General features: G+C 70.1%; 11 protein-coding genes. 3 read left to right on the plus strand and 8 right to left on the minus strand.

The annotated features are described in order from the left end of the window. The first annotated feature begins 91 nt into the window (after nt 1-91). Nucleotides 92-1,162: a radical SAM protein gene (locus MLE64_RS15095; RefSeq protein WP_243318996.1), complete on the plus strand. Its 1,071-nt coding sequence runs from the start codon at nt 92-94 to the stop codon at nt 1,160-1,162. A gap of 39 nt (nt 1,163-1,201) precedes the next feature. On the opposite strand, the gene MLE64_RS15100 is transcribed toward MLE64_RS15095, so the two are convergent. The 4 genes from MLE64_RS15100 to MLE64_RS15115 all read right to left on the minus strand — a co-directional run bounded on the left by MLE64_RS15100 (nt 1,202) and on the right by MLE64_RS15115 (nt 5,647). After that, nucleotides 1,202-1,549, minus strand: coding sequence for a multiheme c-type cytochrome (locus MLE64_RS15100; RefSeq protein ID WP_243318998.1), 348 nt, complete (start codon nt 1,547-1,549; stop codon nt 1,202-1,204). An 86-nt stretch (nt 1,550-1,635) separates the two neighbouring features. Beyond that, nucleotides 1,636-3,024, minus strand: a complete 1,389-nt coding sequence (locus MLE64_RS15105) for a hypothetical protein (RefSeq protein WP_243319000.1) — start codon at nt 3,022-3,024, stop codon at nt 1,636-1,638. A 26-nt stretch (nt 3,025-3,050) separates the two neighbouring features. Continuing rightward, nucleotides 3,051-4,151 carry a branched-chain amino acid aminotransferase gene (locus MLE64_RS15110; protein WP_243319002.1) on the minus strand — a complete coding sequence of 367 codons (1,101 nt, stop codon included), beginning with the start codon at nt 4,149-4,151 and terminating at the stop codon, nt 3,051-3,053. A 32-nt stretch (nt 4,152-4,183) separates the two neighbouring features. Further along, entirely contained in the window at nt 4,184-5,647 is a 1,464-nt protein-coding gene (locus MLE64_RS15115) for an aminotransferase-like domain-containing protein (protein ID WP_243319005.1), read from the minus strand. Between the two features lie 208 nt (nt 5,648-5,855). Here MLE64_RS15115 and MLE64_RS15120 point away from each other — a divergent pair, with 208 nt between their 5' ends. Then, nucleotides 5,856-6,401 carry a DUF4136 domain-containing protein gene (locus tag MLE64_RS15120; protein WP_243319007.1) on the plus strand — a complete coding sequence of 182 codons (546 nt, stop codon included), beginning with the start codon at nt 5,856-5,858 and terminating at the stop codon, nt 6,399-6,401. Between the two features lie 11 nt (nt 6,402-6,412). Here the strand turns inward: MLE64_RS15120 and MLE64_RS15125 are convergent, their stop codons facing one another. Beyond that, nucleotides 6,413-7,834 (minus strand): FAD-binding oxidoreductase, encoded by a 1,422-nt coding sequence (locus MLE64_RS15125; protein ID WP_243319009.1) that lies wholly within the window; start codon nt 7,832-7,834, stop codon nt 6,413-6,415. A 186-nt stretch (nt 7,835-8,020) separates the two neighbouring features. Here MLE64_RS15125 and tpx point away from each other — a divergent pair, with 186 nt between their 5' ends. After that, entirely contained in the window at nt 8,021-8,518 is a 498-nt protein-coding gene (gene tpx, locus MLE64_RS15130) for a thiol peroxidase (protein ID WP_243287009.1), read from the plus strand. A gap of 57 nt (nt 8,519-8,575) precedes the next feature. Here tpx and MLE64_RS15135 read toward each other — a convergent pair whose 3' ends face one another. The 3 genes from MLE64_RS15135 to MLE64_RS15145 all read right to left on the minus strand — a co-directional run bounded on the left by MLE64_RS15135 (nt 8,576) and on the right by MLE64_RS15145 (nt 12,902). Continuing rightward, on the minus strand, nt 8,576-10,312 hold the full coding sequence (locus MLE64_RS15135) for a nitrate- and nitrite sensing domain-containing protein (protein WP_243319010.1): 1,737 nt from the start codon (nt 10,310-10,312) through the stop codon (nt 8,576-8,578). Between the two features lie 118 nt (nt 10,313-10,430). Beyond that, complete coding sequence (locus MLE64_RS15140; RefSeq protein WP_243319012.1) at nt 10,431-11,678, minus strand: MFS transporter; 1,248 nt, start codon at nt 11,676-11,678, stop codon at nt 10,431-10,433. 6 nt (nt 11,679-11,684) lie between these two features. After that, the gene (locus MLE64_RS15145) at nt 11,685-12,902 is read right to left on the minus strand and encodes an ABC transporter permease (protein ID WP_243319014.1); all 1,218 of its coding nucleotides are present in this window, start codon (nt 12,900-12,902) and stop codon (nt 11,685-11,687) included. Nucleotides 12,903-12,904: the final 2 nt, after the last annotated feature.

The raw sequence follows: 12,904 nt of genomic DNA on the forward strand, positions 1-12,904 counted from the left end.
GTCGGCGTCGGCAGGTGGACGGATCTTGCTCAAGGCGTCTTCCTGGTTCCCCTGCCGGCCTCCTCCGGCTGGGGCGAGAAAGGAGGAAGCGATGCTGGACACGCTTCGGTACCGGGGCCTCAACGGAGCCCGCGCCATCCGGCGCTGGGCCGTTCCCTACGTCGGGTCGCGGCTGCGGCCGGATGAGTTCCGACCCCTGCTCTGCTACCTCTTCACCGACTGGAAGTGCAACGTGGATTGCCACTACTGCTTCCAGTACGACAACCACCGGCCGGGCATGTCTCTCGAGACGGCACGCTCCGCCATCGATTGGCTGAAGACGGTGGGCTGCCGAGTCCTCGCCATCATGGGCGGCGAACCCCTGGTGCGGAAGGACTTCATCCTGGACGTGATCCGCTACGGCAGCGAGAACGGGTTCTTCGTCTACCTGCCCACCAACGGCTACCTCATGGACCCGGCCTTCATTGATGCGGCGGGCCGCGCCGGCGTCACCGCCATCAACCTGGCCGTGGACGGCGTGGCGCCGCGGAAGGGCCTGCCGAAGGCGCTCCTGGCCATCGAGCCGCAGTTCCGCTACCTCGTGGCCCAGCAGAAGAGGCACGGCTACATCCTCTTCTTCAACATCAACATCTGCGGCCCGAACCTGCGGGACGTGCGGATGCTCACGGAGATCGCGCGCCAGAACGGCATCGGCACCGACTACCACCTGCTGGAGGACCCGCAGGCGACGGTGGACACTGGGCACTATGCCCACCGGGACAACGATCTGCGCATCCGGCCCGAGCAGTACGAGGAGGTGGATGCGCTCCTGGACTGGCTCATCGAGAAGCAGGAGGAGGGCTGGTGCATGGTCAACGCGCCCGAGCACCTCCGGGCCATGAAGGACCGCCTGCGCGGCCGGATCGAGCCCTGGGACTGCCGCGCCGGGCACAACGGCGCGCTGATCAAGCCGGACGGCTCCATCGCGCCCTGCTTCGACCTCATCACGCACCCCTACGACTGGGGGCGCATCTGGGAGCCCGACTTCAACCCCGAGGCGCTGCGGGCCGCGAAGGAGGCCTGCCTGCCCCACTGCTCCTCCACCTGCTTCTACAACCTGGGCACCTACTACAACCTGCGCTCCCTGCCCACGTGGCTCGCCAAGCACGCGCGGATGGGCTGACCCCGCGGCGTGTGGGGCGGCGACAGATTTCCAGGCGCGTCAGCCCTTCTTGTGGGCGTGCACCTTCGCGAACATGGCGTCGGTCATGGGGGAGACCTTCTTCTTGCCGTGGCAGGTGGCGCACTGGGCCTTATCCGGCATGATCAGGCCCGCCTTCTTCGCGGCGGCGGGATCCTTCATGACCCGGATGCCCTTGTACTCGCTGCCCGGGCCGTGGCAGCCTTCGCAGTCCAGCACGGGCTTCGTCTTGGCGTGCGCCGAGGCGCTCCAGGACTCGAACTGGACCTTGTGGCACATCTTGCAGGCCGCGGCGCCGATGCGGGTCGGAGCCGCGCTGGCAACCGCGCACGCGATGAGAGCCACCACCACAGGACGGATCAGCACCATGGCTTCCTCCTTGGAAGAGATCTCCACGCTACGCGCCTAAGGCGGACACTTCATCCAACCCGTAGGTCAAGAATGAAAACCCGCGATCAGGGCGTGCGGAAACGGTGGTACCGCAGGGGCGGGATGCCGTCGTGCAGGCACGGTCCGCGGGCCGACATCGGCGGGGAGAACCAGCGCTCGGTGGCGGGGCGGGTCCGGGGGTCCTGGGTCTGGTTCATGGACCAGCGGGAGGCGCGCTCCTCCCCGTCGAGGCGGAAGCGGGCCCGCACGGACCACAGGTACTCCGTGGCCGGAGCCAGGGCGGCGTCGAGGCCGTGCTCCACGAAGGCCTTCTCCACCGGCTGCGGCGGCTTCCCCTCGGAAGGGGGCGTGGCCCCCACGGGATCCCGGCGGGCGTCCAGCCGCAATCCGGTCCGTTCGTAGACCAGCGGCCCCGGACCGCCTCCCACGGAGGCCCAGATCCGGAGGTCGTACCGGACGTCGGTGATGCGCCCGAACAGGCCGCCGGCATCGTGTTCGAGGTCCTCTCGGCGGGGGAACGCCTCCCACTGCAGGACGGGACGGAGGCTTTCGACCTGGGGCGAGGCCCCGCCGAAGGGGAGGAGCGTCGGGGGGAGGACCGGCCGGGGCCGGCGGGGCAGCAGCCCGCAGGTCGCGGGGCCCAGCTCCTTCGCGATGAAGAAGTCCTGGATCAGGAAGGCGGAATCGGCGATGGCCTCGGCCGCCGAGTCCAGCGTGGCGCCCACGGCCTCCTGCAGCCGCTTCCCGTCCTCCGTGCCCCATTCCTGGAGGGGACGCCGGGGCCCGCCGACAGAGAACTGCCGGGCCAGCAGGACGGTCCCCTTCTGATCCAGCACCCGGTAGAGGACCGTCAGCTCGAAGTCGGCCACGGGATGGGAGCCTGCTCCGCCGTACAAACCCCAGGAGAGGACCGAGACCTCCACCCGCAGGTCCGGCGCGGCGCCGGGGGCGGCCAGGATCTTCCCCGTCCCGGGCAGGCGCTGGACCACCCCCTTCGCCAGCTCGGCCGACAGGTCGGTCTGATTGCGCGCCAGAACCGCTTTCGCCGTCGCCGCGTCCTTCGTGGGCATGCCATGGGCGTAGCCCACCGCCGCCCCGCTCGCCCCGCCGATCACGGTCGCCGCGGGCACGAGGATGGGGGCGAGGATGACGAAGAAGGGGCCGGTCTGCAGGGAGGCCAGGAAGCCGGCTGTAGCCCCGGTGGCGGCCCCCGTGGCGGCCCCCTTCCCCGCCGCGCGCCCCTTGCCGATCTCCCCCCCAAGCTGGGCCTGGGTCCCGGGCTCGGGGGCCACCGGCACCACCGCCACGGCGACGGCTCCCCGCCGGACCGGCTCGGGCACCGCGGGCGTGTAGGCCAGGGGATGCGGGGTGGCGCAGCCCCAGGCCAGTACGGAAAGGAGACCCGCGGAGAGGGGGACTCTCCAGGCGGGTCTCCCGCTGCGGACGGTGGGCATGGCCCCCTCCGGAATGTCTGTCCGGATTATCCGACGATCTTCTTCATCCAGCCATGGGGGTCCGGCGCGAGGCCGTGCTGGAGGTTGAGCAGGGACTCGCGCAGCTTGGCGGCCACCGGGCCGGTCTCGCCGTTGTTCACGAGCCACTCACCCCTGCGGGACTTCACGCGGCCCACGGGCGTGATGACGGCGGCGGTGCCGCAGGCGAAGGTCTCGGTCATGCGGCCTTCGGCGACGGCGGCCTTCCACTCCGCCACACTGATCTTCCGCTCCTCCGACCGGTAGCCCAGCTCCCGGGCCAGCTGCAGCAGGCTGTCGCGGGTGATGCCGGGCAGCAGGGTGCCCGTGAGCTCCGGCGTCACCACCACGGTCTCGCCCTTCTCCTGGTAGACGAAGAAGATGTTCATGCCGCCCATCTCCTCGATGTACTCGCGGTGGATGGCGTCCAGCCACACCACCTGGTCGCAGCCCTCGCCCTTCGCCTGGCTCTGGGCCACGAGGCTGGCGGCGTAGTTGCCCGCGCACTTGGCGAAGCCCGTGCCGCCGGGCGCGGCGCGGACGTAGTCATCGGAGATCCACACGGTCACGGGCTTCACGCCGCCGGAGAAGTAGGCGCCGCTGGGGCTGGCCATGAGGATGAAGAGGTATTCGTTGCTGGCGTGGACGCCCAGGGCGGGCTCGGTGCCGATCATGAGCGGACGCATGTAGAGGCTCTCGCCCACGGCGCCGGGAACCCAGGCCTGGTCCTGGGTGATGAGGGCCCTGGCGGCCTCGAGGAAGCGCTCCTCGGGCAGCTCGGGCATGGCCAAGCGCGCGGCGGAGGTGGCGAAGCGGCGGGCGTTGGCCTCGGGGCGGAAGGAGGCGATGCTGCCGTCCTTCTGCTTGTAGGCCTTGAAGCCCTCGAAGATGGCCTGGCCGTAGTGCAGCACGGAGGAGGCTGGCGACATCTCGATGGGGCCATAGGCCTTCAGCTCGCCCTTGCCCCAGCCCTGCCCGTCCTTGTAGGGGATCACCACCATGTGGTCGGTGAACACCTGGCCGAACCGGGGATTGGTCATGAGCTTGGCGCGCTGCTCGGGGCTGGCGGCGTGGTCCGAGGGGTGGATCTCGAGGGTGGGGGTGGACATCGCGGGATTCACAGGCGCTCCTTGGAATGAAGTCAGGCCCGGCGGACCAGGTGCCCGAGGCGCGCGATGGCGTCCCGGGTGGTGGCTGGGTCGTGCGTGGAGAAGTTCAGGCGGAGGCAGTTGGTACCGCGGCCGTCGGCGAAGAAGAGCGGGCCCGGCGCGAAGCCGATGCCGTGCTGCAGAGCGTCCCGGTGCAGGTCCAGGGCGGAGTAGCCATCGGGCAGGACCACCCACAGGTGCATGCCGCCCTTAGGCTCGGAAACCTGGGTGCCCGGGGGGAAGTGCTCCGCCAGGGCCTCCACCATGGCGTCGCGGCGCTCCTTGAGGGCGCGGCGCAGGCGGGCCAGGTGGCGGCGGAAGCCCCCGGTGTCCAGGAAGCGGGCCACCACCGCCTGCAGGAGCGGCGGCTGGCCGATGGTCTGCACCTCCTGGATGAGGGCCATGCGCCGGAGCAGGTCGTCCTTGGCGATGAGGTAGCCCAGGCGCAGTCCCGCCGCCAGGGACTTGGAGAAGCTCCCCAGGTGGATGACGTTGTCGGCGCCTTCCAGGCGGCGGTAGGGCGGCAGGGAGTGGCCCGAGAAGCGCAGGTCGCCGTAAGCAGAATCCGTCACCACGATCACCCCGTGGGTCCGAGCCACGGCCAGCACGCGCTCCCGGCGCACCTTGGACTGGGTCATGCCCGTGGGGTTGTGGAAGCTGGGTACCGTGAAGAGCAGCTTGGCCTCGCTGCGCTGGAGGGCCGAGGCCAGGCGGTCGGGATCCAGGCCCTGGCGATCCACGGGCACGGGCACGGCCTCCCGGCCCAGGGCGCGGATGAGGGCCAGGATGCCCACGTAGCAGGGGCTCTCCACCAGCACCCGGTCGCCGGGCACCGTGAAGGATTCCAGCGCCAGGGCCAGGCCGGACTGCGCCCCCGGGAGCGACCGGATGCCCCAGCCTTCGTCGATGGGTTCGCCTTCGGAGGCCAGCCAGCGGGAGACCGCCTCGAGGTACGGCGGATGGCCCGCCGGCGCGGCGTAGACCCAGACCTCGGGGCCCATCTCCTTGAGGACCTGGGCCGTGATCCGGCGCAGGTGCTCGCCCGGCAGCAGGTCCGAGGGGATGAAGCCGGCGGAGAAGCTCACCAGGTGGCGATCCTGGACCCGCTCCAGGGTCTCGCCCAGCCAGGAGCCCAGCTCGCCGTCGTGGACCAGCATGGGCGAGCCCTCGAAGGGGAACTCGCTGGTGGCCCGCAGGCCCGGGGCCTCCGGCAGGCGGGGCGCCACGAAGCTGCCCCGGCCCTGCACGGTCTGGATCCAGCCCGTGCGCTTCAGGCCCGCCAGCGCCTTCAGCACGGTCAGGCGGTGGACCCCCCAGCGCTGGGCCAGCTCCGGCACCGCCGGCAGGCGCGAGCCCGGCCGCCACTCGCCTTCCTGGATGAGCCCCCTCAGCCGCCGCTGGAGCTGCAGATACAGGGGGCTGGAGGCGCCCGGGTCGAGGGAGGGATCGAGAACCATCCCCATCAGGATCGGTCATTTCGTGGGTGAAAACGATGGATTTCGCAGTCCAGAACAGACCATGTGCCGGGGTGGCGGGGGGCCGGGCCATATCCCAGACCACCCTAGACCGGTTGCTGAGGCTCAACTCCAGGGTTCAACCCACGACTCAGCCCACGGCTCAACCTTGGCCTTTCCGGGACATCCATAATGGTGAACCGGAGGTTCCATGCGCCGCCTTGCCTTGCCCGCCGCCCTGCTCTCACTCCTGGCCCTGGGTGCCTGCACGGGCTACAGCGTGAACTACGACTACGACGTGACCGCCTCGTTCGCCCGCTACAAGACCTTCGACTACTACACCTCCAAGAAGGGCACCGGCGGCACCACCAGCCTCATGGACAAGCGGGTACGCGCCGCCGTCGAGAAGGAGCTCCAGGCTAAGGGCTTCGTCATGGAGGCCAAGGCCGATCCGGACTTCCTCGTGACCTACTACCCCATCGTCCATGAGCGCAGGTACCGCACCACCACCCACATGGGCTGGGGATGGGGCTGGGGCTACCGGCCCTTCTACGGGAGCGTGGGCACCAGCATGAGCCAGGTCCACACCTACCAGGAAGGCACCATCGTCATCGAGATCGTGGACTTCAAGACCAACCAGATGATCTGGCAGGGCGCGGCCGCCGGCGCGCTCACAGGCCTGAACAATCCCGAGGATGCCGACGAGGTCGTGCCCAGGGCCGTGCGCGACATCCTGGCCAAGTTCCCGCCGCGGTAGGGCCTACCGGCTCAAGCCGAGATCCGTTTCGTGTGGCGGAAGAGGTCGTCCGGGTCGTAGGCCCGCTTGATGGCCGCCAGCCGCTCCAGCGTGGGCCTGCCGTAGGCCGCCTCGATGCGGTCCGTCCCCTCCTCCTCCGTGAGGAAGTTGACGTAGGCGCCCCCTGTCGAGCAGGGCCCGGAGGCCTCGAAGCAGTCCCGGGCCCAGCGGATGTTCGCCGCGTCGTCCTCCGGCCGCTCCCAGGCGCTGGCGATGTTCAGCACGTAGGCCGCATCCCGGTTCCCCGCGGGCGAGTGGCCCGCCGGCAGTTCGTTCAGGGCCCCCGCCAGGTGGAACAGGAAGAAGGCCGAGTGGGGCGACACCATGCGTCCCAGGTGGGCCACCCCGATCTCGATGAGTTCCGGGCTGATGCCGGGCAGGTAGTGGGACTTCCAGTAGTAGCGCCGGCCCTTGGGCTGCGTGGCATCCAGCAGGCTCTGCATCTGGGTGTAGAGACGGCGGGTCACCGTATCGGCGATGGGGCTCCCGGTCCGGCGCAGGGGGGCCAGCAGGGCCTCGCCCTCCGCGATGCTCCCCGTGTGGCAGACGAAGATGAGCGCCACCGGCTTCCCATGCTGCTCCTTCGGCAGCCAGGGCGCCGGCGGCGCGGTCCGCAAAGCGGCCACGCAGGTCAACTCCCGCGGGGCCGCCGCGCTGAAGGCGCGATAGGCCTCGAGGACCTGGCGCGCGTCCTCGCCGCGCCAGGCGAGGGCCCCGCCCAGGATCTCGGGCCCCACGGGAAACAGCCGGTACTCGAAGGAGGTGACGATCGCGAAGTTGCCGCCGCCGCCCCGGAGGGCCCAGAAGAGGTCCGCGTGCGATTCCGCGGAGACCTGCCGGATCTCCCCGTCCGCCGTCACCACCTCCATGGAGGCCACGTTGTCGCAGGTCCAGCCATGGCGCCGCGTGAGGTAGCCGAAGCCGCCGCCCACGGTGAGCCCCGCGATGCCCGTGGCGGACACGAACCCGAGGACCGTGGCCAGCCCGTGGGCCTGGGTCTCCCGGTCCAGGTCGCCCAACGTGCAGCCACCCTGGGCACGGGCCAGGCGCGCCGCGGGATCCACCCACACGCCCCGCATCAGGGAGAGGTCGATCATCAGCCCGCCTTCGCAGACCGCCAGTCCGGCGATGTTGTGGCCGCCGCCGCGCACGGAGAGCAGGAGCCCGTGGCGCCGGGCGAAGCGGACCGCCTGGGCCACGTCCGCGGTGCCCGTGCACCGGGCGATGAGGCCCGGCCGGCGGTCGATCATCCCGTTCCAGATCCGCCGGGTGTCCTCGTAGCCCTCATCCCCGGGGACCAGCAGGGCCCCGCTGAACGCGCCACGGAAGGCCTGGAACGCCTCGGGCGGGAGGTCCACCTTCCCGCCTGCCATACCGGTCAGCTGAATCGCCATGACGTCTCTCCTCGACGGGATTGGCCCGGAATTTTCCATATGATGCCGGCCGCACCTCAGGCGTTGCCCCCGCCGATCAGCCTGGTGGATGGTGCCGGACGGGCCCCCTCTTGGGACAAAACCGTCCCCATGGCGTTCGGAATCCTTCCGGAGGCGTAAACTGGAAGTCCTCTAGGAGGAGTTCTCATGGCCAAGGTCACCCTCAAAGGCAATCCATTCAACACCGCCGGCGATCTGCCGAAGGTGGGTTCGGCGGCTCCGGCCTTCACCCTGGTGCGCACGGACCTCTCCGAAGTCTCGAACAAGGATCTGGCCGGCCAGCGCGTGGTACTGAACGTCTTCCCCAGCCTGGACACGCCCACCTGCGCGGCCAGCGTGCGCAAGTTCAACGCCCGGGCCAACGAGAAGCCCAACACGACCATCCTTTGCGTGAGCGCGGACCTGCCCTTCGCCCAGAAGCGCTTCTGTGGCGCCGAGGGCCTGGACAACGTGGTGCCCGCCTCCGTCTTCCGCGCCCCCGACTTCGGCAAGGCCTACGGCGTGACCCTGACGGACGGGCCCATGAAGGGCCTGCTCGCCCGCGCGGTGGTGGTGGTGGATGGCTCCGGCAAGGTGATCCACACCGAGCTGGTGCCCGAGATCGCGCAGGAACCCGACTACAACGCCGCGCTGGCGGTGCTGTAGGTCGTCCTCGGGCTTCAGTCCTCAGTTGTTCGCGAGCGGCCCTTCGGGGCCGCTTTTCTATTCCACCTGGAAGGTGGCGGCGGTGGCCTTGAGGGACTGGGCGACGCCGGCCAGGTCCCGGGTGGTGATGGCCACCTCGGGCGCGGTGTTCGCCAGCTGGGCGGCGGCGAGCTGGACTTCTCCCGCGGAGGCCTGGCTGGCCTGCATCCGCCGGCTCACCTCGCCGCTGACCTTGGACTGCTCCTCCGCCGCCTGATGGATCTCGGCCGCCACCGCCTCGACCGCTCCCAGGGTCTCCTCCACGCGCATCAGCACCTGCAGGATGGCCGCGGCCTGACCTTCGCCTTCGCTGATCATCGGGTGGAGCGAGGCGTCCGAGCGCGCCTTCAGCCCGTGCAGGAGGTCCACCAGGGTCTGGGCGCGGCCGCAGGCGCCCTTCACTTCCAGGCCCGCGGCCTGCCCATCGTCCACCATGGCGTCCAGGCTCGCCCGCACCTGGAGGACCGAGGTCTGGAGCTGGGCGACGGCATAGGCCACGTCCTCGGAGGCCTGGCGCTGGACCCGGCTGCTGTTCGCGAGCTGCTGCGTGGCGGCGGAGACCTGCTCCGCGCTGGCGGAAAGCCCCGTGGCGCCGGTGGACACGCGGAAGGCATGGGCCTGGAGGGTCCGCGCCAGCTCCCGGAGGTGGGCGCTCATGGCGTTGAAGGCCTCGGTCATCCGGCCCGTCTCGTCGTAGCTGCGCACCGGCAGCTGGACGCGCAGATCGCCGTTCGTCATGCGGGCCATGCCGTCCGCCAGGGCGTGGATGGGCTCGGTGAGCAGCACCGTGGCGCGCCAGGTCCAGAGCAGCACCACCAGTCCGAAGAGGCTGAACCCCGCCGCCAGAAGCCAGCTCTTGGTGCGGGCGCCGCGCTCCAGCCCCTGGGCGTCGGCCAGGATGTCCCCGCTCATGCGGTCCTGGACACCCTTGAGAGCCTGCAGCTCCTCGGAAGCCACCTTGGCCCAGGCTTCCGGATCCTCGATCACCCGCCCGGCCTGGACCAGGTCGCGCATGCGTTGGAGCTCGGGAGCGAAGGGCCCCGCCAGGGCCTTCCGGTAGTCCTCCTGGGCCGCCTCCGGGGCGGCGGAGAGGAATGCCTCGCCCTGGGCCTTCTGGGCGTCCAGAAGCGCCAGGAAGCGCTCCTGGGTGGCCACGTCCATGGTGCCGTGGGAGAAGACGTTGGAGAGGAGGGCGCCTTCGAGGCCCGCGGATTCCTTGGCCCGGATCAGGGTTCCAAAGGCCTGGAAGCGGCTTTCCAGCGGCGTTCCGGCGGCGGGTAGCATGAGCTGGTTCTGGATCCGGAGCAGCGCGTCCACCTCGCGGGCGTAGCCGTCGATCATCTCCAGGCTGGCGCCGCGCAGGTCCGTGCGGCGCCGGAGATCCTTGATGCGGACCCCATCCCGGACCTGGGCCGGGAACAGGGCTTTGAACTCCGGCTCGGTCCCCGAGAGGATGCCCGCCAGGGCCGCCCGCTCCCGGTCCACCGCATCCCGGCCGTGCGACATGGGAGCCTGGAGAACGCCTTCACTGCCGAGGAAGAGGGCGGTTCCCGAGGACTCTGCCTGGAGGGCGTGAACCAGGTTGCCCACCTCCACGGAGAGGCTCGAGGCCGCCCGAAGGCGCTGCATCCGCTCCAGCAGCCGGGTCTGGTTGGCCACCACCAGCCCCGACAGCAGGGCGCCGCCCACCACCGGGAGGAGTACCAGGCCAAGAAGCTTGATGCGGATGCGGACGTGGAGGAGGTCGAAGATCATGGGTCACCCGGGGCCGGTCACGGCAGATCCCACCAGTGTGGAAGCTTTGCTCCGATTCAGGGGACCATCGGGTAGTTATTTGATCAAGATCACCGCCATGGCCGGTTTCTTCAAGCCCTCAGCCGATGCGGTCCATCCGGCGGAGGCCGGGCACCTTCCAGGCGGTGGTCGCCACCACCAGCAGGGTCATGCAGCCGCCGAAGACCACGGAAGGCACCAGGCCCAGCAGCCGCGCCGCCAGGCCGCTCTCGAAGGCGCCGATCTCGTTGCTGGAGCCGATGAACACCTGGTTCACCGAGGACACTCGGCCCAGCATGTGGTCGGGCGTGAGGGTCTGGAGCAGGGTGGCCCGCAGCACCACGCTGACATTGTCCACGGCCCCGCTGGCGACCAGCAGCAGCAGGCTGAGCGCGAAGCTCCGGCTCAGGGCGAAGGCGATCATGGCCGCGCCGAAGCCCGCGACGCAGAGCAGCAGCGTGCGCCCCGCGCGGCGCAGGGGCGGCAGGTGGGCCAGGGTGATCCCCATGAGCACCGACCCCACGGCCGGCGCCGCGCGCAGGGCGCCGAGCCCCTGGGGCCCCACCTTCAGGACCTCCTTGGCGAACACGGGCAGCACCGCCACGGCCCCGCCGAAGAGCACGGCGAAGAGATCGAGGCTGATGGCCCCCAGCAGCAGCCGCTGGGAGAACACGAAGCGCAGGCCCTCGCCCAGGCTCGCCAGCACCGAGCCCGCCCGCGGTGCCACGGGGCGGGGCGCGTAGCGGATGAAGAGCAGGCCCAGCGTGCCGCAGGCCAGGAGCAGCATCACCAGGAAGTGGGCCAGGGCCGGGCCGCGCCAGGCGTAGACGAGCCCGCCCAGCGCGGGCCCCACCACCATGCCCGTGTGGAAGACGGACACCCGCCAGGTGGAGCCGTTCGCGTAGAGCGCCTTGGGGAGCAGGTCCGTGCCCAGGGCCACGTTGGCGGGACGGTAGAAGGCCCGCACCAGGCCCGTGAGGAAGATGACGGCGTAGATGGGCCACACGGCGCGTGCCAGCGGGCCCGTGGAGCACCGCCAGGTGAAGGTCCACAGCAGGCCCGAGCAGAGGGCGAGGCCCAGGGTGGCGGCCATGCAGAGGCGCAGGCGATTCGCCCGGTCCGCCGCGTGGCCGCCGAACAAGGCCGTGGCCAGGAAGGGCAGCGCCTCGGAGAGACCCACCAGGCCCAGGGCCAGGGGATCGCCGGTGCGGTCGTAGACCTGCCAGCCCACCACCACGCCCTGCATCTGCAGGCCCAGCGTGACGAGCCCCATGGTCGCGATGAACCAGCGGTAGTTCCCGTCCCTCAGGGCCGCATAGGGATCATGCGTCGCCGCCGCGTCGGACACGCTGGATCACTCGTATCTCAGGGCGTCGATCACATCCAGCTTGGCGGCCTTGAGGGCCGGCAGGAACCCCGCCGCCACGCCCACCAGGCCCGAGAAGCCCAGGCCCAGGGCCACGGCCCAGGATTCGGTCACGGCGGGCACGGCGAACTTCTGGAGGATGAAGACGGCGCTGTAGGCGAAGGCGATGCCGATGAGGCCTCCCAGCACGGACAGCACGATGGCCTCGATGAGGAACTGCCACAAGATGCTGTGCTGGGTCGCCCCGAGGGCCCGGCGGATGCCGATCTCCCGGGTGCGCTCGGTGACGCTCACCAGCATGATGTTGGAGATGCCGATGCCGCCCACCACCAGGGAGATGCTGGCGGCCACGGCGAGCAGGGCCGTGAGGATGCCCGCCTGCTGGGTCTGCATCTGCACGATGTCGTCCTGCTTGCGGATCTGGAAGGGGTTGTCGTCCTTGGGGGCGACCTTCATGCGCTGGCGCAGCAGCGCGGTGACCTCCGCCTCGGCTAGCTCGGCCTTGCCCTCCTGGGCGCTCACCATGATGCGCTGGATCTTGTCGCGGCCCATGATCTTGCGCATGACCGTGGTGTAGGGCGCCACGATGAGGTCATCCTGGTCGCCGAACATGCCCGCGCCCTTCTTCTCCAGCACGCCCACCACCTGGAAGGGCAGCGCCCCCACGCGGACAGTGAGGCCCACGGGATCCTCCCCGTTGGGGAAGAGGTTGTCCTTCACGGTCTGGCCGATGACGCAGACCTTGGCCATGCCGCGCACCTCGGTGTCGGTGAAGAAGCGGCCATTCTCCACCTCCCAGCCCCGGATCTGCAGGAACTCGGGTCCGGTGCCCTGCACCTGGGTCACGTAGTTGCTGTTCTGGTAGATGATGGGCCGGGTGGTCTGGACCTGGGCCGTGGCCGCCACCACGCTGCTCTGGGCGAGCTCCTGCTGGATCAGCGGGGGATCGGTCTCCAGGAGGATGTCGGCGCTGCCCATGGCCATGGGGCCGAAGCGGTTGCCGCCGGCCCCGGGGAAGATGGTGAGCATGTTGGAGCCCATGTTCTGGATGAGGGCGATGGAGGCCCGCTTGGAGCCCTCGCCGATGCCGATCATGGCGATGACGGCTCCCACGCCCACGATGATGCCGAGCATGGTGAGGAAGGCCCGCATCTTGTTCCGCGTGATGGCGAACAGGGCGAGTTTGAGGAATTCCAGGAATCGCATGG

This window comes from Geothrix paludis, assembly GCF_022808815.1.
Classification (GTDB): Bacteria; Acidobacteriota; Holophagae; order Holophagales; family Holophagaceae; genus Geothrix; species Geothrix paludis.

Coding starts and splice junctions, on each gene's coding strand:
- MLE64_RS15095 (WP_243318996.1), top strand. CDS start 92: ATGCTGGACACGCTTCGGTACCGGGGCCTCAACGGAGCCCGCGCCATC.
- MLE64_RS15100 (WP_243318998.1), bottom strand. CDS start 1,549: ATGGTGCTGATCCGTCCTGTGGTGGTGGCTCTCATCGCGTGCGCGGTT.
- MLE64_RS15105 (WP_243319000.1), bottom strand. CDS start 3,024: ATGCCCACCGTCCGCAGCGGGAGACCCGCCTGGAGAGTCCCCCTCTCC.
- MLE64_RS15110 (WP_243319002.1), bottom strand. CDS start 4,151: ATGTCCACCCCCACCCTCGAGATCCACCCCTCGGACCACGCCGCCAGC.
- MLE64_RS15115 (WP_243319005.1), bottom strand. CDS start 5,647: ATGGTTCTCGATCCCTCCCTCGACCCGGGCGCCTCCAGCCCCCTGTAT.
- MLE64_RS15120 (WP_243319007.1), top strand. CDS start 5,856: ATGCGCCGCCTTGCCTTGCCCGCCGCCCTGCTCTCACTCCTGGCCCTG.
- MLE64_RS15125 (WP_243319009.1), bottom strand. CDS start 7,834: ATGGCGATTCAGCTGACCGGTATGGCAGGCGGGAAGGTGGACCTCCCG.
- tpx (WP_243287009.1), top strand. CDS start 8,021: ATGGCCAAGGTCACCCTCAAAGGCAATCCATTCAACACCGCCGGCGAT.
- MLE64_RS15135 (WP_243319010.1), bottom strand. CDS start 10,312: ATGATCTTCGACCTCCTCCACGTCCGCATCCGCATCAAGCTTCTTGGC.
- MLE64_RS15145 (WP_243319014.1), bottom strand. CDS start 12,902: ATGCGATTCCTGGAATTCCTCAAACTCGCCCTGTTCGCCATCACGCGG.